At 72.0% G+C, this 20,817-nt stretch carries 18 protein-coding genes; 12 read left to right on the top strand and 6 right to left on the bottom strand.

What is annotated here, in order from left to right; genetic code table 11:
- Window positions 1-18: 18 nt before the first annotated feature.
- The 6 genes from ACGFYH_RS07410 (at window position 19) to ACGFYH_RS07385 (ending at window position 7,833) form a co-directional block, all read left to right on the top strand.
- A complete protein-coding gene (locus ACGFYH_RS07410; RefSeq protein WP_393802157.1) occupies window positions 19-2,871 on the top strand; it encodes a DEAD/DEAH box helicase in 2,853 nt (950 codons plus the stop codon).
- 364 nt (window positions 2,872-3,235) lie between these two features.
- Window positions 3,236-4,855, top strand: coding sequence for a sensor histidine kinase (locus ACGFYH_RS07405; protein ID WP_393802156.1), 1,620 nt, complete (start codon window positions 3,236-3,238; stop codon window positions 4,853-4,855).
- Between the two features lie 26 nt (window positions 4,856-4,881).
- A complete protein-coding gene (locus ACGFYH_RS07400) occupies window positions 4,882-5,259 on the top strand; it encodes a roadblock/LC7 domain-containing protein (RefSeq protein WP_167308645.1) in 378 nt (125 codons plus the stop codon).
- Entirely contained in the window at window positions 5,256-5,672 is a 417-nt protein-coding gene (locus ACGFYH_RS07395) for a DUF742 domain-containing protein (RefSeq protein WP_393802155.1), read from the top strand. The genes ACGFYH_RS07400 and ACGFYH_RS07395 overlap by 4 nt, the downstream gene beginning before the upstream one ends.
- The gene (locus ACGFYH_RS07390) at window positions 5,653-6,273 is read left to right on the top strand and encodes an ATP/GTP-binding protein (RefSeq protein WP_393802154.1); all 621 of its coding nucleotides are present in this window, start codon (window positions 5,653-5,655) and stop codon (window positions 6,271-6,273) included. Before ACGFYH_RS07395 ends, ACGFYH_RS07390 begins: the two co-directional genes overlap by 20 nt.
- A gap of 63 nt (window positions 6,274-6,336) precedes the next feature.
- The gene (locus tag ACGFYH_RS07385; protein WP_393802153.1) at window positions 6,337-7,833 is read left to right on the top strand and encodes a cytochrome P450; all 1,497 of its coding nucleotides are present in this window, start codon (window positions 6,337-6,339) and stop codon (window positions 7,831-7,833) included.
- Here ACGFYH_RS07385 and ACGFYH_RS07380 read toward each other — a convergent pair.
- On the bottom strand, window positions 7,827-8,801 hold the full coding sequence (locus ACGFYH_RS07380; RefSeq protein ID WP_393802152.1) for an RluA family pseudouridine synthase: 975 nt from the start codon (window positions 8,799-8,801) through the stop codon (window positions 7,827-7,829). The two genes, ACGFYH_RS07385 and ACGFYH_RS07380, sit on opposite strands and share 7 nt — an antisense overlap.
- Before the next feature lie 106 nt (window positions 8,802-8,907).
- Between ACGFYH_RS07380 and ACGFYH_RS07375 the strand changes: the two genes are divergently transcribed.
- Window positions 8,908-9,531, top strand: a complete 624-nt coding sequence (locus ACGFYH_RS07375) for a GNAT family N-acetyltransferase (RefSeq protein WP_393802151.1) — start codon at window positions 8,908-8,910, stop codon at window positions 9,529-9,531.
- Window positions 9,532-9,689: 158 nt separating this feature from the next.
- Here ACGFYH_RS07375 and ACGFYH_RS07370 read toward each other — a convergent pair whose 3' ends face one another.
- Both ACGFYH_RS07370 and ACGFYH_RS07365 read right to left on the bottom strand, forming a co-directional pair.
- Window positions 9,690-10,532, bottom strand: coding sequence for a siderophore-interacting protein (locus ACGFYH_RS07370; protein WP_393802150.1), 843 nt, complete (start codon window positions 10,530-10,532; stop codon window positions 9,690-9,692).
- A 105-nt stretch (window positions 10,533-10,637) separates the two neighbouring features.
- Entirely contained in the window at window positions 10,638-11,543 is a 906-nt protein-coding gene (locus ACGFYH_RS07365) for a 5'-3' exonuclease H3TH domain-containing protein (RefSeq protein ID WP_393802309.1), read from the bottom strand.
- Between the two features lie 201 nt (window positions 11,544-11,744).
- Between ACGFYH_RS07365 and ACGFYH_RS07360 the strand changes: the two genes are divergently transcribed.
- The 4 genes from ACGFYH_RS07360 to ACGFYH_RS07345 all read left to right on the top strand — a co-directional run bounded on the left by ACGFYH_RS07360 (window position 11,745) and on the right by ACGFYH_RS07345 (window position 17,175).
- A complete protein-coding gene (locus ACGFYH_RS07360; RefSeq protein WP_393802149.1) occupies window positions 11,745-12,833 on the top strand; it encodes a glycine betaine/L-proline ABC transporter ATP-binding protein in 1,089 nt (362 codons plus the stop codon).
- Window positions 12,826-15,444, top strand: a complete 2,619-nt coding sequence (locus ACGFYH_RS07355; RefSeq protein WP_393802148.1) for an ABC transporter permease/substrate binding protein — start codon at window positions 12,826-12,828, stop codon at window positions 15,442-15,444. The genes ACGFYH_RS07360 and ACGFYH_RS07355 overlap by 8 nt, the downstream gene beginning before the upstream one ends.
- Before the next feature lie 431 nt (window positions 15,445-15,875).
- Entirely contained in the window at window positions 15,876-16,445 is a 570-nt protein-coding gene (locus tag ACGFYH_RS07350; RefSeq protein ID WP_393802147.1) for a helix-turn-helix domain-containing protein, read from the top strand.
- 10 nt (window positions 16,446-16,455) lie between these two features.
- A complete protein-coding gene (locus ACGFYH_RS07345; RefSeq protein WP_393802146.1) occupies window positions 16,456-17,175 on the top strand; it encodes a helical backbone metal receptor in 720 nt (239 codons plus the stop codon).
- Here ACGFYH_RS07345 and ACGFYH_RS07340 read toward each other — a convergent pair.
- Window positions 17,102-18,262, bottom strand: coding sequence for a TDT family transporter (locus tag ACGFYH_RS07340; RefSeq protein WP_393802145.1), 1,161 nt, complete (start codon window positions 18,260-18,262; stop codon window positions 17,102-17,104). The two genes, ACGFYH_RS07345 and ACGFYH_RS07340, sit on opposite strands and share 74 nt — an antisense overlap.
- A gap of 184 nt (window positions 18,263-18,446) precedes the next feature.
- On the opposite strand from ACGFYH_RS07340, the gene ACGFYH_RS07335 reads away from it, so the two are divergent.
- Window positions 18,447-19,301, top strand: a complete 855-nt coding sequence (locus ACGFYH_RS07335) for a LysR family transcriptional regulator (protein WP_393802308.1) — start codon at window positions 18,447-18,449, stop codon at window positions 19,299-19,301.
- On the opposite strand, the gene ACGFYH_RS07330 is transcribed toward ACGFYH_RS07335, so the two are convergent.
- Window positions 19,284-20,018 carry a gamma-glutamyl-gamma-aminobutyrate hydrolase family protein gene (locus ACGFYH_RS07330; RefSeq protein WP_393802144.1) on the bottom strand — a complete coding sequence of 245 codons (735 nt, stop codon included), beginning with the start codon at window positions 20,016-20,018 and terminating at the stop codon, window positions 19,284-19,286. The genes ACGFYH_RS07335 and ACGFYH_RS07330 overlap by 18 nt on opposite strands.
- Before the next feature lie 64 nt (window positions 20,019-20,082).
- Entirely contained in the window at window positions 20,083-20,817 is a 735-nt protein-coding gene (locus ACGFYH_RS07325; RefSeq protein WP_393802143.1) for a FadR/GntR family transcriptional regulator, read from the bottom strand.

Genomic DNA, 20,817 nt, shown 5'->3' with positions numbered 1-20,817 from the left:
ACACGGCCGATCCCGATAATGATCGTCCTGTTGTCAGTGCGGCCCGGTACGCTCGAAAGCACGATGACAGAGGATCTCTCACCGGCCGAGCGGTACGCGGCAGCCCGTCAGCGCGCTGTCGAGCAGGCCACCGCGCTCGCCTCCTTCCGCGAGATGTACGACTTCGCCCTCGACCCCTTCCAGATCGAGGCCTGTCAGGCGCTCGAGGCGGGCAAGGGCGTACTGGTGGCCGCGCCCACCGGCTCCGGCAAGACGATCGTCGGCGAGTTCGCCGTTCACCTCGCCCTCCGGCAGGGCAAGAAGTGCTTCTACACGACGCCCATCAAGGCGCTGTCGAACCAGAAGTACGCCGACCTGTGCCGCCGCTACGGCACGGACAAGGTGGGCCTGCTCACCGGCGACAACAGCGTGAACTCCGAAGCCCCCGTGGTCGTCATGACCACCGAGGTCCTGCGGAACATGCTGTACGCGGGCTCGCAGACCCTCCTGGGCCTCGGCCACGTGGTGATGGACGAGGTGCACTACCTCTCCGACCGCTTCCGCGGCGCCGTCTGGGAAGAGGTGATCATCCACCTCCCCGAGTCCGTGACCCTGGTCTCACTGTCGGCGACCGTGTCGAACGCGGAGGAGTTCGGCGACTGGCTCGACACCGTGCGCGGCGACACCCAGGTGATCGTCTCCGAGCACCGGCCGGTCCCGCTGTTCCAGCACGTGCTGGCCGGGCGCCGGATGTACGACCTGTTCGAGGAGGCCGAGGGCCACAAGAAGGCCGTCAACCCGGATCTCACCCGCATGGCACGCATGGAGGCGAGCCGCCCGTCCTACCAGGACCGCAGGCGCGGCCGCTCCATGAAGGAGGCCGACCGGGAGCGGGAACGCAGACAGCGCTCCCGCGTGTGGACGCCGAGCCGCCCCGAGGTCATCGAGCGGCTCGACTCCGAGGGGCTGCTGCCCGCGATCACCTTCATCTTCAGCCGTGCCGCCTGCGAGGCCGCCGTCCAGCAGTGCCTGTACGCCGGCCTGAGGCTCAACGACGAGGACGCACGGGACAGGGTCCGCGCCCTCGTCGAGGAGCGCACCGCCTCCATCCCGACCGAGGACCTCCACGTCCTGGGGTACTACGAGTGGCTGGAGGGCCTGGAGCGCGGCATCGCCGCCCACCACGCGGGCATGCTGCCGACGTTCAAGGAGGTCGTCGAGGAGCTGTTCGTCCGCGGGCTGGTGAAGGCCGTCTTCGCGACCGAGACCCTCGCCCTCGGCATCAACATGCCCGCCCGCTCGGTCGTGCTGGAGAAGCTCGTCAAGTGGAACGGCGAGCAGCACGCCGACATCACTCCCGGCGAGTTCACCCAGCTCACCGGCCGGGCCGGCCGGCGCGGCATCGACGTCGAGGGCCACGCAGTCGTGCTCTGGCAGCGGGGCATGAACCCCGAGCACCTCGCGGGACTGGCCGGTACCCGCACATACCCGCTGCGCTCCAGCTTCAAGCCCTCGTACAACATGGCGGTCAACCTGGTCGAGCAGTTCGGCCGGCACCGTTCGCGCGAGCTCCTCGAAACGTCCTTCGCGCAGTTCCAGGCGGACAAGTCGGTCGTCGGCATCTCCCGGCAGGTGCAGCGCAACGAGGAGGGTCTCGAGGGCTACAAGGCCTCCATGACCTGTCACCTCGGCGACTTCGACGAGTACGCCGGGCTGCGCCGCGAGCTGAAGGACCGGGAGACGGAACTGGCCCGGCAGGGCGCCCACGAGCGTCGCGCCGAGGCCGCCGTGGCCCTGGAGAAGCTGAGGCCGGGCGACGTCATCCACGTGCCGACGGGCAAGTACACGGGCCTCGCCCTGGTGCTCGACCCGGGCCTGCCCGCCGGGCGGTCCAACGGCCACCGCGGCTTCGACCACCACGACGGGCCCCGTCCGCTGGTGCTGACCGCCGAGCGGCAGGTCAAGCGGCTGGCGTCGATCGACTTCCCGGTGCCCGTCGAGGCGCTGGACCGGATGCGGATTCCGAAGTCCTTCAACGCGCGCTCGCCGCAGTCCCGCCGGGACCTCGCCTCCGCACTGCGTACCAAGGCCGGGCACATCCCGCCGGAGCGGGCCCGCAAGAAGCGGTCCCAGGCGGCCGACGACCGGGAGATCGCCCGGCTGCGCAAGGCCATCCGCGCGCATCCCTGCCACGGCTGCGACGACTGCGAGGACCACGCCCGCTGGGCCGAGCGCCACCACCGGCTGCTGCGCGACACCTCGCAGCTGGAGCGGCGGATCGAGGGCCGGACGAACACCATCGCCCGCACCTTCGACCGGATCGTCGCGCTGCTGACGGAGCTCGACTACCTGCGCGGCGACGAGGTCACCGAGCACGGCAAGCGCCTCGCCCGGCTCTACGGCGAGCTGGACCTGCTCGCCAGCGAGTGTCTGCGCGAGGGCGTCTGGGAGGGCCTGTCCCCGGCCGAGCTGGCCGCCTGCGTCTCGGCGCTGGTCTATGAGTCCCGGGTCGCCGACGACGCGATGGCGCCCAAGGTGCCCTCGGGCAGGGCCAAGGCCGCCCTCGGTGAGACGGTACGCATCTGGGGCCGCCTCGACGCCCTGGAAGAGGATTTCCGGATCAGCCAGACCGAGGGTGTCGGCCAGCGCGAGCCCGACCTCGGCTTCGCCTGGGCGGCGTACATGTGGGCCTCCGGCAAGGGCCTCGACGAAGTGCTGCGCGAGGCGGAGATGCCGGCCGGCGACTTCGTGCGCTGGTGCAAGCAGGTCATCGACGTCCTCGGGCAGATCTCGGCCGCCGCGCCCGGCGCGGGCTCCACCGTCCCGAAGAACGCGCGCAAGGCGGTCGACGAGCTGCTGCGCGGAGTGGTGGCCTACTCGTCCGTCGGCTGACCCCGACACCTCGGAGGCCCGGCGGGAGGCCCGCCGGGCCTCCGTGCGTCCCGGGCGTTCCCCGGCACTCCCCGTCGCTCATCACGGTGAGTCACACGCGTACACCCATAGGGTGTTACTCCATGTGTTCGAACCACTGCTCGGCGTGCAAATGGGCTCGACCGTACTCCAGTCCCCGTGCCCGTTTCAGGTGCTTGCTGAATATGACACGGCGATGATCCCCTCGGACTAAGCTCGCCCGCAGCGCACCGAGTTGAGGTGTAATCGCGCGTTTGTTCCCTATGCGCCGAAGATCCCGACAACTCCCAGACATACCCCGCCGCGCGCTCCCCCATCCCTGCCGATTCGTTTTCAGAGGGCCTACATGGTGAGTGTTGATTCCCCTCCAGGTCGCCGTGAACTTCCCTACGCGCGAACGCTGTTGCTGCCCGCCATACTGATGGCCGCGGCCACCGGGGCCGCCGTCGCCCTGGTGACGGAACCGGCCCGGCTCGCCGTCGGCCTGTGCGGTGCCGTCGCCACGCTCCTGGTGATCACCGCGGCCGCCGAAGCGGTACGCCGCGGCCGTACCCTGCGGGCCCTGCGCGCCGAGCACGCCCGTCACACCGCGTATCTGGAACACCGGGCCGCGAGCCACCACGAGGAGATGGTCCGCCTCGGCGGCGAGGTCATCCCCAACGTCCTGGAAGCCATGCGCACGGGGAGCACACCCGCGGAGGTGATGCGCCGCATCGGCGAGGTGGACCCCTCCTACACCGAGCTGGGCGAGCCCCAGCGCAAACTGATCCGCATGGTCTGCGACATCGTCGACCACCAGGACTCCATGCGTGAGTCCGCCGAGCGCTCCTTCGTCGACATCGCCCGCCGCGTCCAGGCGATCGTCCACCAGCAGAACAAGGAACTCCGCGAGATGGAGGAGGACCACGGGCGCAACCCCGAGGTCTTCGACGACCTCCTGCGCATCGACCACGGCACCTCGCTGATCGGCCGCCTCGCCGACTCCATCTCCGTGATCGGCGGTGGCCGGCCCGGACGCCAGTGGCCCGAGCCGGTCGCCCTCTACAGCGTGCTGCGCGGCGCCATGTCCCGGATCCTGGAGTACCGCCGGATCAACCTGGCCTCCATCGCCAAGGTCAACATCAAGGGCACCGCGGTCGAACCGGTCATCCACGCCGCCGCGGAACTCCTCGACAACGCCACCCGCTACTCGCCGCCCGCCTCCAAGGTGCACGTCACCGCGACCGAGGTGCAGAGCGGTGTGTGCATCGAGATCGAGGACGCCGGCGTCAGCCTCAGCGAGGAGTCCCGCGCCCGTATCGAGGGTCTGCTGGAGCAGGCCAAGCGCGGAACCGACGTCCAGGACCTCGCCCACCACCCGCGCCTGGGCCTCTCCGTCGTCGGCCGGCTGTGCACGCAGTTCGGCATGGACGTCTCGCTGCGGGCCTCCGCGTACGGCGGAGTCCGCGCCATCCTCATCGTGCCCGGCAAGATGATGACCACCGAGCCCGGCGTCGGCCTCGCCCACGGCATCGGCGCGACCTCGATCCCCACCCCGGGCCCGGACGCCCTGCCCGGACCGCAGCGCAAGCCCAAGAAGCGCCGTCCCACCAGCCCCCGCATCCCCGCCACGGTCTCCCTGGAGGACGACGTTCCCGAGGTGACCGAGTGGACGGCGGGCGGCCTCCCGCAGCGCCGCAGCCGGGTCAAGATGCCCCTGAGCCAGCGCCTCGCCGAGCAGGCGGTGTGGGAGCGGGAGGACGCCGAACGCGAGGCCCGCCTGGCCGCCGAGCGCGCCCGCGACGGCATCCCGGCACCCGCGGAGCCGGAGCCCGTGCCGGAGGACCGGGGGCTCCCGCCGGGGCACTTCATCGGCGCCTTCTGGGAGGGGCTCAAGCAGCACCCGGGCAGCTCCCAGGTCCACCAGCAGTCCAGCAGCAACGAGCCGGCCCACGCCCCGGCAGACGACGAGGGGAACCTCAAGTGATCGAGCAGCAAGGCAAGTTCGACTGGATGCTCAGGGATCTCTACGACGGCGTCCCGGGCATCGAGATGATCGTGGTGCTCTCCGCCGACGGCCTGCGCATCGCCCGCTACTCCGGGGACCCGGACGCCGCGGACCGGGTCGCCGCCGCCTGCGCGGGCCTGCAGAGCCTGGCGAGTGCCGTCAGCCAGGAGATCCCGACCAGCGACGGCGACATGAAGATGGTGCTCATCGAGATGAACGGCGGCTACTTCTACCTGATGGCCGCCGGACCCAACGCCTACCTCGCGGTGCTCTCCGACGTCCGCTGCGAACCCGGCCGGATGGGCCTGAGCATGGCCGACCTGGTCGCCCGTATCGGCCCCCACCTCACCAGTCCCGCACGGCGCAACGGGCAGACCGTATGACTCCTCCCCAACGCCAGAGGCGATCTCCCGGGCCGGACCGGCCCACCGCGCCAGCCACCTCCGGCCCACCCGCCAAGGAGGGCGAACTCCGCAATCCCGAGCGGCTCTTCGTCATCGGTGGGGAAGGGAACGGCGAGCGCGCCGACATCGACCTCGTCACTCTGATCGTGGCCCGCGCCGACCCCCCGGTGTCCGCCACGCCGGAACAGGCCGCCCTGCTGCGGCTGTGCGCCGCCCCCCTGTCCGTGGCCGAGCTGTCGGCCTACCTGAGCCTGCCGTTCAGTGTGGTGACCGTGCTGCTCACCGACCTGCTGGCGACGGAGATGGTGCGGGCCCGCGCCCCGATCGTCCGCCAGAAGGTCGCCGACCGAAACCTCCTCGAAGCGGTGATGCATGGACTTCAAAAGCTCTGACACGATCCCGGGCCCACGGACCGAGGACCGGCTGCCGCACACGGCCGAGGCCGCCGTGAAAATCGTCATCGTCGGCGGCTTCGGCGTCGGCAAGACCACCATGGTCGGTTCGGTCAGCGAGATCAGACCGCTGACCACCGAGGAGACGATGACCCAGGCCGGAATCGGCGTCGACGACAACTACGGCTCCGCCTCCAAGACGGCCACCACCGTCGCCATGGACTTCGGCCGCATCAGCATCACGGACCAACTGGTGCTGTACCTCTTCGGCACGCCCGGCCAGGAGCGCTTCTGGTTCCTGTGGAACGGCCTGTTCGAGGGCGCCCTCGGCGCGGTCGTCCTCGTCGACACCCGGCGACTGGAGGTCAGCTTCGACGTCATGGGGCGCCTGGAGGAGCGCGGCGTGCCCTTCGTGGTCGCCGTCAACACCTTCCCGGACGCTCCCCGTTACCCCGTCGCGGAGCTGCGGACGGCGCTCGACCTGTCCGAGGAGATTCCCATCCTCGACTGCGACGTGCGGCGCCGCGCCTCCAGCCGGGACGTCCTGATGACCCTGATGCGCCTCCTGCACTCCCTCGCCATGAAGGGCGCGCTCACCTGACCCGCGCGGCCGCCCACCGACACTCCCTTGACGTGACCCACACCCTTTTTGCGGAGCGAGACTGTGACGCCTGAACGCCCATCCCCGGCCGGCACTGGCGACCCCCTGCTCGAACCACCGCCCGGCTGCCCGGCACACGGCCTCGGGCCGGGCGGACTGCACCGCCTGCACGAGGCGGACGACCTGGAGGAGCTGTACGAGAGACTGCGCGAAGAGCACGGGCCGGTGGCGCCCGCGCTGCTCCACGACGACGTACCGGTGTGGGTGGTGCTCGGGCACGCCGAGAACCTCCACATGGTGAGCGCCCCCGCCCAGTTCTGCCGCGACAGCCGTATCTGGACCCCGCTCAACGAGGGCATGGTCAAACCCGACCACCCGCTGATGCCGCACATCGCCTGGCAGCCCATCTGCTCCCACGCCGAGGGCGACGAACACAAGCGGCTGCGCGGAGCGGTCACCAGTGCCATGTCCGACCTGGACTTCCGGGAGCTGCGCCGGCACATCAAGCGGTACACCCAGCGCATCGTCAACCGGTTCTGCGAGGAGGGCCGCGCCGACCTCGTCGGCCAGTTCGCCGAGCACCTGCCGATGGGCGTGATGTGTCATCTCCTCGGCATGCCGGACGAGTACAACGACCGGATGGTGGAGGCGGCCCGCGACACCCTCAAGGGCACCGAGACGGCGATCGCCAGCCACGCCTACGTCATGGAGGCCCTGAGCCGGCTCACCGAGGCCCGCCGGGCCGGCCCCGAGGACGACATCGCCGGCCACCTCGTCACCCACCCGGCCGGGCTCAGCGACGACGAGGTCCGGGAGCACCTGCGGGTCGTCCTGCTGGCCGCCTACGAGGCGACCGTCAACCTGATCGGCAACGTGCTGCGCGTGGTGCTCACCGATCCCGGCTTCCGCGCCCAGCTCAGCGGCGGCCAGATGACGGTGCCCGAGGCGGTCGAGCAGTCCCTGTGGGACGAGCCGCCGTTCAGTACCGTCTTCGCCTACTTCGCCAAGCAGGAGACGGAACTGGGCGGTCAGCGCATCCGTGCCGGGGACGGACTGCTGTTCGGCATCGCCCCGGGCAACGTCGATCCTCGCATCCGCCCGGACCTGGCCGCGAGCATGCAGGGCAACCGGGCCCACCTCGCCTTCGGCGGCGGCCCGCACGAGTGCCCCGGGCAGGACATCGGGCGTGCCATCGCCGACGCCGGCATCGACGCGCTGCTGATGCGGCTGCCCGACGTCCAGCTCGACTGCGACGAGGACGAACTGCGATGGCGGTCGTCGATCGCCTCACGGCACCTGGTGGAGCTGCCGGTGCGGTTCGAGCCGAAGGCGCAGCAGGACATCAGGCAGCAGCCGAGCCACGCTCCCGCCCCGGCGCGGCGCGAGACCTGGCACGTCGGCATCCCGAAGCCGGAACGGCGCACGGAGCCGCCCCTGCCGCCCCGCCCGCCGCAGCCCGTGTCGGTGACGGCCGCCGCGCCCCAGCAGGTGCCGGGACCGGAGCGTCCCCGTCCCCGCGGTGCCTGGCAGCGCTTCCTGCTCTGGTGGCGCGGCTACTGACGGCCGGCCCGGTCCTCGTCCGCCGCCCAGTCCTCGTACGCCGTCCAGGCGTCGAGGGAGCGTCTGCTGCGGAAGCGGTGCTCGCGTCCCGTGACCGGATCGGTGAACCCCAGCTCCCGCGCGAGCAGTTGCAGCGGGCGCCGGAAGTCGCCGGCCGGCACGGGGGCGGCCACCTCGGGATAGAGGGGATCGCCGAGGATCGGCACGCCGAGCGCGCTCATGTGCACGCGTAGCTGGTGGGTCCGGCCGGTTCCGGGCACCAGCCGGTACCGCCCGAGCCCCCGCTCCGGCCGGTGTCCGAGCAGCGCCACGCGGGTCAGGGCGTTCGGCTCGCCGTCCACCTCGCGGGCGGCGAGCACCCCGCGCTCCTTCAGAACGCGGCTGCGGACGGTCCTGGGGAGGGTGAGCGCCGGATCGTACGGGGCCACGGCCTCGTATTCCTTGCGCACCCGCCGGTCGGCGAACAGGCCCTGATACGCGCCGCGTTCCTCGGGGCGCACGGTGAACAGGACCAGCCCCGCGGTGAGCCGGTCCAGCCGGTGCGCGGCGCCGAGCGCCGGGATGTCCAGCTCCCGGCGCAGCCGTGCCAGCGCGGTCTGGGCGACGTGGCCGCCGCGCGGGGTGGTGGCGAGGAAGTGCGGCTTGTCGGCGACGACGATGTGCTCGTCGCGGTGGACGACCTCCAGCGGGAAGGGCACCGGAACCTCGGCGGGCAGCTCGCGGTGGAACCACACGAACATGCCCGGCTCGTACGGCGCGTCGTCCGGTACCGACCGCCCGTCCGCCCCGAAGAACAGCCCGGCGTCGAACATGCCGTCGACCACACCGGCGCCCGCGCCGGACAGGCGCTCGGTCAGGTGCTCCCGCACCGTGGACCACGGCCCTTCCGCGGGCAGCCGCACACGCACCGCGTCGATGCCGTCGCGCTGCGGCAGGGGCGAGGGCGGGGGAGGGGAACGGCGTCTCATCATCTCCCAGCCTACGAGGCGGTGGGTCGCGATGGTGGGCCGAGGCGGCGGGGCCGCACCGGAAAACCGCTGGGCGCCGCCCGGCCCCGCTGGCAGGATGCCGCCCATGCCCTACCTGACGCGCCCGGTCCTCGCCGCCGGTACCCTCTCCCGTGCCCCGCAGCCCACGCTCCGGACCGGCGACGGGCTGTTGCTGCGCCCGTGGCGCACCGAGGACGCGCCCGCCGTGCACGCGGCCTTCCAGGATCCGGTGATGCACCAGTGGCACGTTCGCGCCGCCGACTCCGAGGAGGAGGTGCGGGGCTGGATCACCGAGTGGCAACAGGCCTGGGAGCGGGAGCGCGGCGTCCAGTGGGCGGTCGCCGACACGGCCGACGACCGGCTGCTGGGCCGGGTCGCGCTGCGGGAGGTGGTGCTCGGCGACGGGGTGGCCGAGGTCGCCTACTGGACGACGGCGGGCGCCCGTGGCCGGGGCGTCGCCGCGCGTGCCACGCGGGCACTCGCGTACTGGGCCCTGGACGAGATCGGCTTCCAGCGCCTGGAACTCCTGCACGCCGTCGTCAACGCGGCGTCGTGCCGGGTCGCGCAGAAGACGGGCTTCGCCCTGGAGGGCACCAAGCGCAGCGCCCTGCTCCATCCCGACGGGTGGCACGACATGCACCTGCACGCGCGCGTACGCGGCGACTGGGACGGGCCGTGCGGCAGCGGGCCGGCGGAACCCGCTGCGTGACCCGGGCGGCGCTGACGGGCGGGCGCCTGCCCACGGCTCCTGGCGGCGCTGACCTGGAAGCTTCTGCGTGCCTGCGCCGGTGCGGTCTCGGGCCGGGGGTGTCCAGGAGGTGGGCGGTTCGCGTGGGTGGCGCGCGGCGCGGGCCGCGACAGGGCGCGCTACGCCGCCGGTGGGCCCTCCTGCTCGGCCTCGATGCGGGCGTTCCACTCCCGCTTCGAGGCCTGCCAGCCGTCCTCGTTGTGGCCGAGCCGCCAGTAGCCGGAGATGGACAGGTCCTCGCGGGCTATCTCGCGCTCCATCCGCAGGTACCGGCGCAGTTCCTTGACACAGGCCGCCTCGCCGTGGACGAACGCGTGCACCCGGCCCTCGGGGAAGTCCAGCGTGCGCACGGCCTCGGCCAGGGCCCGGCCCACCGGCCGGTCGCCGCGGTGCAGCCAGACGACCTCCACGTCGGAGTCGATCTTCTGCTCCTCCTCGGGCCCCGCGACCTCGACGAAGGCGAACGCGCGGGCGCCGTCGGACAGCGCCTCCAGGGAACGGGCGATGGCGGGCAGCGCGCTCTCGTCGCCGGCGAGCAGATGCCAGTCGGCGGCGGCATCGGGGGCGTACGCACCGCCCGGGCCCATGAAGTGCACGGTCTCGCCGGGCCGGACGCGCCTCGCCCACGGTCCGGCCAGCCCCTCGTCGCCGTGGATGACGAAGTCCAGCGTCATCTCGCGGTGCTCGGCGTCCCAGTGCCGAACGGTGTACGTCCGGGTCACCGGCCACTGCTCGCGCGGGAACTCCGCACGGATCCGCTCCATGTCGAAAGGCTCCGGGTAGGTCGCGCCCCCGGCGGGGAAGAGCAGCTTCACGTAGTGGTCGGTGCAGGTGTCCGCCGAGAACGCGGAGAGTCCCTCGCCGCCGAGCACCACGCGCTGCATGTGCGGGGTCAGCCGCTCGGTGCGGACGACCTGCGCGGTGTGCGGCTTGCGCGGCTTGCGTGCCGGTCGGTCTGCCATGAGGGCCTCCCTGTTGCCTGCGTGCGATTCCCCGAGTTAGGTAAACCTAAGCTAGCATCCCGGTCTTGCCCGCCGCCCAAGGAACGGGTGCCCGCGCCGCACGGTTCAGGCGGTGAGGGTGGTCAGCAGCCGCTGCAGTGACCCGCCGAGCCCCCACCGGGCCGCCAGCGCGTCCAGCGCCGCGGCATCGCGCGGACCGTGCGGCAGCGCGGTGTCGACGTCCGGCAGCGGGACGTCGTCCGCCACCCGGACGACCTTCGGGGCGACCGCGAGATACGGCCGTGCCTCGGTCAGCCGCTTGCGCTGCGAGGGGGTGAGCCTCGCCTTCGGGTCGTCGACGGCGGCCTGGATCCCGGCCAGGTCCCCGAACTCGGCGAGCAGTTTGGCCGCCGTCTTCTCGCCGATGCCGGGAACGCCCGGCAGGCCGTCGCTGGGGTCTCCCCGCAGCAGCGCCAGATCGGCGTAGCCGCGCCCGTCGACGCCGTACTTCTCGCGCAGCGCGGCCTCGTCGACGAGGTTGAGCGTGCCGACGCCCTTGACCGGGTAGAGCACGCGCACGCCCCGGGCGTCGTCGACGAGCTGGTAGAGGTCCCGGTCACCGGTGACGATGTCGACCGGGCCGGTGGCCCGCGCGGTGTAGGTGCCGATGACGTCGTCCGCCTCGTACCCGGCCACGCCGACGCGGGCGATGCCGAGCGCGTCGAGGACGGCCTCGATGACCGGCACCTGCGGGGACAGCGTGTCGGGCACCTCCTCCTCGTCGGGGCCGGCCGGGCGCTCCTCGGCGACTCGGTGCGCCTTGTAGGAGGGGATCAGTTCCACCCGCCACTGCGGGCGCCAGTCGGCGTCCATGCAGGCCACCAGGTGGTCGGGCCGGTGGTCCTTCACCAGGCGGTCGATGAAGTCGAGGAGTCCGCGCACGGCGTTCACCGGCGTGCCGTCGGGAGCCCTCACCGAGTCCGGCACGCCGAAGTAGGCGCGGAAGTAGAGGGAGGCGGTGTCGAGAAGCATCAGTCGTCCGGTCACGCCCCGCATCATGCCGCAGGCCGCGTGGACGAGTGGGGGAGGGTCTGTGAACTGGGTCACTCGAATGTTTGGCGCACAGGGATCGGGGCAGGCGCGCAGCCGGGCCGAAGCTGGTTGATGCATTCAACTGTTAGCCGAAACAACGAGTCTTCCCCCTTGCCCCTGTCCCCGACCCAAGAGGTAAGCGTGTCAGCCAGACTAGAGGCCGAGAACCTGTACAAGGTCTTCGGCAGGAAACCGGACAACGCGGTCGAACGACTGCGCCAGGGAACCGACCGGGAGGAGCTGCGGGCCGACGGCACCACGGCCGCCGTCGTCGACGCGTCCTTCACCGTGGAGTCCGGCGAGATCTTCGTGGTCATGGGACTGTCCGGATCAGGCAAGTCCACGCTGCTGCGCATGCTCAACGGTCTGTCGGAACCGACCGCCGGGCACGTCCGCTTCGGGGGCCAGGACCTCACCGAGCTCAGCGACCGCGCGCTGCGCGAGGTCCGTTCCAAGAAGATCAGCATGGTCTTCCAGCACTTCGCGCTCTTCCCCCACCGCAGCGTCCGTGACAACGCTGCCTACGGTCTTGAAGTGCAGGGCGTGCCCCGCGCCGAGCGCGACCGCCGCGCCGACGAGGCGCTCGCCCTGTGCGGCCTGGCCGGCTGGGAGACGTCCTGGCCGGACGAGCTGTCCGGCGGCATGCAGCAGCGCGTCGGCCTGGCCCGCGCGCTCGCCACCGACGCCGACCTGCTGCTGATGGACGAGTCCTTCAGCGCCCTCGACCCGCTGATCCGGCGCGACATGCAGGACCAGCTGCTCGACCTGCAGAAGACCCTGAAGAAGACCATCGTCTTCATCACCCACGACCTCAACGAGGCCATGCGCCTGGGCGACCGCATCGCCATGATGCGGGACGGCCGGATCGTGCAGATAGGCACCGCGCAGGACATCCTGATACGTCCCGCCAACGACTACGTCGCCTCCTTCACCAAGGACGTCGACCGATCCCGCGTCCTGACCGCCGGCGCCGTCATGGAGACCGACGTGCGCGGCGACGAGGCCGACTGCGACTGCGAGACCGCCACGCCCGACACGCCGTTCTCGGAGCTGTGCGCCATCAGCGCCCGTGTGCCCCACGCGGTGGCGGTGCTCGACGGCGACCGCAGGCTCGTCGGCGTCGTCCCGGCCCAGCGCCTCATCGGCTTCCTCGGCGACGAGGAAGTCGAGCCCGGCGTCTGCCAGTCCCCGCGGGACAAGGGCGGCAAGAAGGTGATCAGCCGTGCCTAGGATCCCCCTCGGTGACTGGGTCAACAGCACCGTCGACTGGCTGCTCGACAACGTCTCCTGGCTCTTCACCTTCCTCAAGGGCATCTTCACCGGCGCCTACGACGGCATCAACGCCGTCCTCCAGGCCCCCGAACCGCTGCTGCTCGCCGGTATCTTCGCCGTGATCGCCTTCTGGCTGCGCGGTACCTTCGCCGGCATCCTCTCGTTCGCCGGATTCGCCTTCATCGACTCCCTCGAACTGTGGGGGAACGCGATGATCACCCTGGCGCTCCTGCTGGTCGCCACGATCATCGCCCTGGTCGTGGCGGTTCCGGTGGGCATCTGGGCGGCACGCTCGGACCGGGTGAGCGCGTTCGTGAGGCCGATCCTGGACTTCATGCAGACGCTGCCCGCGATGATCTACCTGATCCCCGCGATCCTGTTCTTCGGGACCGGTTCCGCCCCGGGCATCGTGGCCACGCTGATCTTCGCGCTCGCCCCCGGCGTCCGCATGACCGAGCTGGGCATCCGCCAGGTCGACAAGGAACTGGTCGAGGCCGCGGAGGCGTTCGGCACCACGCCCCGCAACACCCTGCTGCGCGTCCAGCTCCCGCTGGCGCTGCCGACGGTGATGGCGGGCGTCAACCAGGTCATCATGCTCGGCCTGTCCATGGCCGCGATCGCCGGCATGGTCGGTACCGGCGGCCTCGGCGGCGACGTCATGGAGTCCATCGGCCAGCTCAACGTCGGCCTCGGCGCCGAGGCCGGTCTCGCCATCGTGATCCTGGCGATCTACCTGGACCGCATGACCAGTGCGCTGGGCACCCACGTCTCCCCGCTGGGCCGCCGTGCCGCCGCCAAGGCACGCGCCGCCAAGGGCCTGAAGATCTGGTCCTACCGCCCCCAGCCGCAGGTCGCCGTGATCGGCATCGTGATCCTCGGCCTGGTGGCCGGTGGCATGGGCATGTTCGGCGGCAGCTCCGACGACGTCGACACCGCCGGCGGCGGCAAGAAGGTCGGCGACGGCAAGAAGGTCTCCATCGGCTACATCCCCTGGGACGAGGGCGTCGCCTCCACGTTCCTGTGGAAGGAGATCCTCGAACAGCGCGGCTTCGAGGTCGAGACCAAGCAGTTCGAGGCCGGCCCGCTCTACACCGCGCTCGCCCAGGGCAACATCGACTTCCAGACCGACTCGTGGCTGCCCACGACCCACGAGCAGTACTGGAAGAAGTACGGCAAGCAGCTCGAGGACCTCGGCTCCTGGTACGACGAGACCTCGCTGGAGCTGACCGTCCCGGCGTACATGAAGGACATCAACTCCCTCGAGGACCTCAAGGGCAAGGCCGGCCTCTTCGACGGGAAGATCACCGGCATCGAGTCCAGCGCCGGCGAGACGAACCTCCTCAAGACCAAGATCCTCAAGGAGTACGGTCTCGACAAGGAGTACAAGGTTGTCGACAGCTCCACGCCGGCGATGCTGGCCGAGCTGAAGCGGGCCTACAGCAAGAAGGAACCGATCGTCGTCCCGCTGTGGTCCCCGCACTGGGCGTACAACGACTACGACCTGAAGAAGCTGAAGGACCCCAAGGGCGCCTGGGGCAAGGGCGACGGCGTGCACACGCTGTCCCGCAAGGGCTTCTCGAACGACAACCCCGTCGTCACCAAGTGGCTCAAGGACTTCTCCATGACGGAGAAGCAGCTCACCAGCCTCGAGGCCGAGATCAACAAGGCCGGCAAGGGGCAGCAGCAGAAGGCCGTCCGTACCTGGCTCAAGGCCAACCCGGGCGTCGTCGACAAGCTCGCCCCGGTCGAGAACGCCACCGGCGGCACCCCCGCCGAGGCCAGGCGCACCCTCGACGTGGCCTGGTTCCCGTGGGAGGAGGACGTCGCCGTCACCTACCTGTGGAAGAACGTCCTCGAGCGCCGCGGCTACGAGATGAACCTGAAGCAGATGGACGTCGGCCCGGTCTACACCGGCCTTGCCTCCGGCGGCATCGACCTCAACTTCGACGCGTGGCTGCCCTACGCCCAGAGCAGCTACTGGAAGAAGCACAAGGACGACCTCGTCGACCTGGGCACCTGGTACGAACCGACCTCCCTGGAGATCGCCGTCCCCTCGTACGTGAAGGACGTCAAGTCCCTCGCCGACCTCAAGGGCAAGGGCGACCTCTTCGACGGGAAGATCATCGGCATCGAGCCCGGCACCGGTGAGATGCAGCTGCTGAAGAACGAGGTCGTGCCGGGCTACGGCCTGGAGGACGAGTACAGGGTCGTCGACGGCTCCACGCCCGCGATGCTGGCCGAGCTCAAGCGCGCCCTCGCCAAGAAGGAGCCGGTCGCGGTCACCCTGTGGTCGCCGCACTGGGCCTACAGCGACTACGAGCTGACCAAGCTGAAGGACCCGAAGAAGGCCTTCGGCGAGGGCAACACGATCCGCACCATCTCCAGCAAGAAGTTCCCGGAGCAGTACCCGCAGCTCACCGAGTGGATCAGGAACTTCCACATGAGCGAGGACGAACTGGGCAGCCTGGAGGCCGAGATCAAGGACCGCGGTCAGGGCCACGAGGAGCAAGCCGTCGCGGCCTGGCTCAAGGAGCACCCGGACATGGCAGGCCGGATGACCCCGCAGTAGCACGACACACGCGAGACCGGTGCGGCACCGCCGTACCGGCCACCCCGAGGGGTGGGTCCGCGGCGCCCCCTGACAGGGCGCCGCCGGGCCCACCCCTCGGGTCGTCCCCGTCCCGGGCACGGTAAGGATTCGGCCAACCACGGAGCGCCAACCCCGCGCCCGAGCATGGTCCCGCCGGGGCGGGAGCGGCCGACGGGAACACGGAGGGCCACCCAGGCCTTGAACCGGTAGGGCCTCCCGCACGGCGGACGGAGCGGCCCGCCGGTGGCGAGAACCGTGAGGTCGCGGCCACCGCGGCGTGACACCGATGTGACGGCCGCGTGAAACGGTTTGCCGAACATGCGTAGGGTGCAGAGAACTCATCAGGAGGACGGCGCCCAGAACAGGGCACGGCGACGGTACGACGACGGGTGAAGGAGGGAGCCGGAGCGATGGGCGACCACAAAGATCAGCACCTGCGGGTGGGCGCGGCCGTACGGCGGCGGCGCCGGGCCCTGGAACTCACCCTCGCCGTGGTGGCAGAGCGCAGCGGCCTGTCCGTGCCCTTCCTGAGCCAGATCGAGAACGACCGGGCGCGGCCCAGTCAGAGCTCCCTGGAGAAGGTGGCCGACGCCCTGCGCACCACCGCCGTGGAGCTGCTCGCCGCGGCCGACCCCGCCTGCAGCGTCGACGTGGTCCGCGCCGAGGAACCCGACCCCGAGCTGGCGCCCAGGGTGCGCTCCCTGGTGCGCGGACACCACCAGATGCACGCCTCCGAGTTCACCGGCGACCACGACGCGGGCCGGGAACTGCAGCACCGCAACGATCAGTTGATGTTCGTCGCCGAGGGCGCCGTGGAGATCGAGGCCGAGGGCCGCGCCTACCGGCTCGGGCGCGGCGACACGCTGTACCTCACCGGCGGGGTGCGGCACCGCTGGCGGGCCACGGTGCCCGACACCCGGCTGATCGTGGTCGCCGTCGCCGAGCACATCGAGGCGGTCCGGGAAGGGCCCCGCCGGTGAGGACGCGCGGGTGAGAGTGGTCTGCCTGGTTCCGTCCCTGACCGAGGCGGTGGCCCGCACCGTCCCCGGCGCCCTGGTCGGCGCGACCGACTGGTGCACCCGTCCGGCGGGCCTCGACGTCCTACGCGTCGGCGGCACCAAGAACCCGAAGACCGACCGGATCCTCTCCCTGGCCCCCGACCTGGTGATCGCCAACGAGGAGGAGAACCGCGCCCCCGACCTGGACGCCCTGCGTGCGGCGGGTGCCGAGGTGCTGGTGACCGAGGTGCGCACCGTGCCCCAGGCCCTCACCGAGCTGGACCGGGTGCTGACCGCCTGCGGATCGCCCGCCCGGCCCCGGTGGCTGGACGAGGCGGAGGAGGCCTGGGCCCACCCGCCCTCCCCGGCGCGGCGCACGACGGCCGTCGTGCCGGTCTGGCGCAGGCCCTGGATGGTGCTGGGCCGCGACACCTTCGCGGGGGACGTCCTGGCCCGCCTCGGCATCGACCACCTGTACGCCGGACACGCCGAGCGCTACCCGAAGGTCCCGGTGGACGAGCTGCGGGCGGCCCGTCCGGACGTCGTGGTCCTGCCGGACGAGCCGTACCGCTTCACCGCCGACGACGGCCCGGAGGCCTTCCCCGGCCTGCCCTGCGCCCTCGTCGACGGGCGTTACCTCACGTGGTACGGGCCGTCGCTGGCCGAGGCGCCCCGGGCGCTGGCCGCGGCCCTGCGAGCAGCGTGCCGCTGAGCAGGCCGCGCGCGGTGTGCACGGCGGCGACGGCCCAGGCGGCGACGAGGAGGGCGTAGAGGGCGACGGTGAGCCCGTCGTAGACCGCGAGCCCCGTGTGCCGGGCGAGCGCCTCGGAGCCGGTGACGCAGGTGCCCACCGGGAAGGTGAACGACCACCACGTCATCGAGAAGCCCATGCCCTCCCGGCGGGCCCGCACGACGTGTGCGACGGCGAAGGCCAGCCACATCAGCGCGAAGCCCGTCACGGGCACCCCGTACAGCACGGCGAGGACCGTGAAGCCGTCGGCGTACGGTTCCGGTACGACCCCCGGCGCCACGTCCGCGAACCTCCCCACGGCGGTCGTCGACTGTCCCAGCGGGCCCAGCACCAGGAACAGCGACGGGGTGAGCACGAGCGGCAGCGGACCTCCGGTGAGCAGCCGGCCGAAGATCACCGGGAGGGTCATCAGGGTCGCGAGCAGGCTCAGCCCGAACATCGCGACGCACGCGAGCAGCAGCGTCCTGCGGGGCTGCCCGGGCGGGAGGTGCGGCACCAGCAGCGGCCCGACGGCCGCGGACACCATCGGCGCGACCAGCGGCAGCAGCCACACCGGGCTGGCCTGCCCCGGCTCGATCCGGTGGCGCGCGGCCATCAGGTACGGGACGGCGACCGCCGCCGCGAGCCCGACGGCCGTACCGGCGGTGAAGAGCGCGGTGTCCAGGGCGACCGCGGCGGGGACGCCGATCCAGTCCCGTCCGAGGGACAGGGCGCCGCCGCCGACGGCCAGCAGGGCCATGGACAGGCAGCCGTAGAACGGGGCGGCGGCCGGGTCGAGCAGCTGGGCGCGGACCTGGTCGCGGTGGTGGAGCCAGTGCAGGGACCGGGCGGCCAGCAGGGCGGCCAGCAGGACGAGGGACAGGGCCCAGACCGCGACGCACACGGCGCGCGGCACGGGCGCGTGCCCGGGCAGCGCGGCTCCCGCGGTGCCGACGACGGCGGTGCCCATGACGCAGGCGTACCAGTTGGGCCCGAGATGACGGACGGCCGGGACGCGCCGGGCGAGTGGGGGGACGGCGGGGGAGCGGGGCCGGGCTGCGGTGACCATGACTCCACGGTTCCGGCGGCCGGGGCCCCTGACCAGGGACCACGTTCCTATGACGGCATAAGCTGGGGTTATGAGCGGCGGTACGGGCAGCGACGGCGGTACGGGCGGTGCGCAGGAAGGGCACCCGCGACGGGGGCGGCACCTGGCGGGCTCGCTGGCGCACCGGGTCCCCGACCTCGGGGCGATGGAGCTGTTGCTGGCGGTCGCGCGCCTGGGCAGCCTCGGCGGGGCCGCGCGCGAGCTGGGCATCACCCAGCCGGCCGCGAGCAGCCGCATCCGCTCGATGGAACGGCAGCTGGGCGTCGCCCTGGTGGACCGCTCACCGCGCGGCTCCCGGCTCACCGACGCGGGCGCGCTGGTCACGGACTGGGCGAGGCGGATCGTGGAGGCCGCCGAGGCCTTCGACGCGGGCGCGCAGGCCCTGCGGGACCGGCGGGACTCGCGACTGAGGGTGGCGGCGAGCATGACCATCGCCGAGTACCTGCTGCCGGGCTGGCTGGTCGCGCTGCGCGCCCAGTTGCCGGACACCGCGGTGTCGCTGCTCGCGGGCAACTCGGCGGCGGTCGCTGAGCGCCTGCTGGCCGACGACGCCGACCTCGGTTTCGTGGAGGGTCTGAGTGTGCCGGCCGGCCTCGACTCCGCGGTCATCGGCCACGACCGGCTCATCGTCGTGACCGCACCCGGTCATCCCTGGGCCCGCCGCAGGCGCCCCCTGGCGGCGGCGGAGCTGGCGGCGACCCCGCTGATCCTGCGGGAGAAGGGCTCGGGCACCCGGCAGGTCCTGGACGCGGCGCTGGGCGGTCTCGCCCGCCCCCTGATCGAACTGTCGTCGACCACGGCGGTGAAGGCGGCCGCGGTGGGCGGCGCCGGCCCCTCCGTCCTCAGCGAACTCGCCGTCGGCGAGGAGCTGACCACCCGGCGCCTGGTGCGCGTCCCCGTGGCGGACGTCGTCCTCGCCCGTCACCTGCGAGCGGTGTGGCCCACCGGTCACCGTCCCACGGGTCCGGCCCGTCGACTGCTGTCACTGACCCGGGGGTAGGTCCGCTCTCTCCGCGGGTCCGGTTCGGCCCGACCGCGCCGCGTCCACCAGCGCCCGCATCACCCGTACGTCCTCGCCCATCTCCGGATGCCACTGCACACCCAGGACCCAGCCGGTGCCCGACGGCAGTTCCAGGGCCTCCACCGTGCCATCGGCCGCGTGGGCCGACGCGACCAGGCCCGTGCCGAGCCGGTCCACCGCCTGGTGGTGGTACGTCGGCACGAACGTCCCCTGAGGCACCGCACCGGCGTACAGCGTCCCCGGCACCGGCTCGACCGGGTGGCCGCCGAACACACCCACCGCCTCGGCGTGCCCATCGATGTGCTGGACAAGGGTGCCGCCCAGGGCGACGTTGAGCAGCTGCATGCCCCGGCAGACGCCCAGCAGCGGGACGCGCGCGGCCAGGGCCGCCTCGATCAGCGCCAGCTCCCACGTGTCCCGGGCCCGGTGCGGAGGGCCGGTGCGCGGACCGGGCTCGGCGCCGTAGCGGACCGGCTCCACGTCCGGGCCGCCCGCGATCACCACCCCGTCGAGGCGGGCGACGGCCGCGGCGGCGTGCTCCGGCGCGTCCGGAGGGAGCATCACGGCCAGTCCGCCCGCCCGCTGCACCAGCCGCGGGTACCCGGCCGGCAACAGCGCCGCCTCCAGCTCCCACACGCCCCAGCGGGCCCCGGCCTCCAGATACGTACTGACACCGATCAGCGGCCTGTCCGCCATCCGTCCTCCCGGGAATGGATTGTTCCCATACCTTTGCCGCAAGGGCGCTGTCACGGTAGGACGCTCACGCGAGAAACCCCCGCAAGAGCGCCGCCGTCCCCGCGCAGTGCTCCCGCGTGATCTCCCGCGCCCCGTCGGCGTCCCCGTCCAGGACCGCGTCCACCAGCGCCGCGTGCTGACGCTGGGAGTGCTCCAGGTTGCGCACCAGCAGCGGGATGCAGTCCAGCAGGTCGTTGAGGGCGGCGCGGACCGCCGCGTACTGTGCCGCCAGGGCCGGTGAGCCGCACAGCTCCGCCAGGGTGAGGTGCAGCATCGTGTCCAGCCGCCGGTACTGCGTCAGCGGCGCGTCCCGCGTACCGGCCAGGGCCTCCCGCAGCCGCGCCGCCCGCGCGTCCGACAGCCCGTGTGCGGCGCACAGCCCGGCCGCGCCCACCTCCAGCACCTCCCGGAAGCGCAGTACGTCCTCGATGTCGACCCCCGCCACCCGGCGCCGCAGCTCGTCCTCGCCGACCGCGTCCGCGCGGGGCAGCACGAACGTTCCGCCGTACCGGCCGCGCCGCGCTTGGACCAGCCCCTGGTCCTGGAGCACCCGCAGCACCTCGCGCAGCATCACCCGGCTGATCCCCAGCCGCTCCGCCAGCTCCCGCTCGGCCGGCAGCCGCTCACCCCCCGCCACCAGGCCCAGCCTGACGACCTGGAGGATCTGCTCCAGCGCCTCCTCGAAGCCGTTGCCCGCCCGCACCGGACGCAGCACCGGCGCCAGCCGGTCCGCCACACTCCCGTCGGATTCCTCCCGCAC

Source organism: Streptomyces sp. NPDC048392 (assembly GCF_043200575.1).
In the GTDB taxonomy this organism is placed as follows: Bacteria; Actinomycetota; Actinomycetes; order Streptomycetales; family Streptomycetaceae; genus Streptomyces.
This window is presented reverse-complemented; position numbering and strand designations above follow the sequence as displayed.

Coding starts and splice junctions, on each gene's coding strand:
- ACGFYH_RS07410 (WP_393802157.1), top strand. CDS start 19: ATGATCGTCCTGTTGTCAGTGCGGCCCGGTACGCTCGAAAGCACGATG.
- ACGFYH_RS07405 (WP_393802156.1), top strand. CDS start 3,236: ATGGTGAGTGTTGATTCCCCTCCAGGTCGCCGTGAACTTCCCTACGCG.
- ACGFYH_RS07400 (WP_167308645.1), top strand. CDS start 4,882: ATGCTCAGGGATCTCTACGACGGCGTCCCGGGCATCGAGATGATCGTG.
- ACGFYH_RS07395 (WP_393802155.1), top strand. CDS start 5,256: ATGACTCCTCCCCAACGCCAGAGGCGATCTCCCGGGCCGGACCGGCCC.
- ACGFYH_RS07390 (WP_393802154.1), top strand. CDS start 5,653: ATGGACTTCAAAAGCTCTGACACGATCCCGGGCCCACGGACCGAGGAC.
- ACGFYH_RS07380 (WP_393802152.1), bottom strand. CDS start 8,801: ATGAGACGCCGTTCCCCTCCCCCGCCCTCGCCCCTGCCGCAGCGCGAC.
- ACGFYH_RS07375 (WP_393802151.1), top strand. CDS start 8,908: ATGCCCTACCTGACGCGCCCGGTCCTCGCCGCCGGTACCCTCTCCCGT.
- ACGFYH_RS07370 (WP_393802150.1), bottom strand. CDS start 10,532: ATGGCAGACCGACCGGCACGCAAGCCGCGCAAGCCGCACACCGCGCAG.
- ACGFYH_RS07365 (WP_393802309.1), bottom strand. CDS start 11,543: ATGCTTCTCGACACCGCCTCCCTCTACTTCCGCGCCTACTTCGGCGTG.
- ACGFYH_RS07350 (WP_393802147.1), top strand. CDS start 15,876: ATGGGCGACCACAAAGATCAGCACCTGCGGGTGGGCGCGGCCGTACGG.
- ACGFYH_RS07340 (WP_393802145.1), bottom strand. CDS start 18,262: ATGGTCACCGCAGCCCGGCCCCGCTCCCCCGCCGTCCCCCCACTCGCC.
- ACGFYH_RS07335 (WP_393802308.1), top strand. CDS start 18,447: ATGGAGCTGTTGCTGGCGGTCGCGCGCCTGGGCAGCCTCGGCGGGGCC.
- ACGFYH_RS07330 (WP_393802144.1), bottom strand. CDS start 20,018: ATGGCGGACAGGCCGCTGATCGGTGTCAGTACGTATCTGGAGGCCGGG.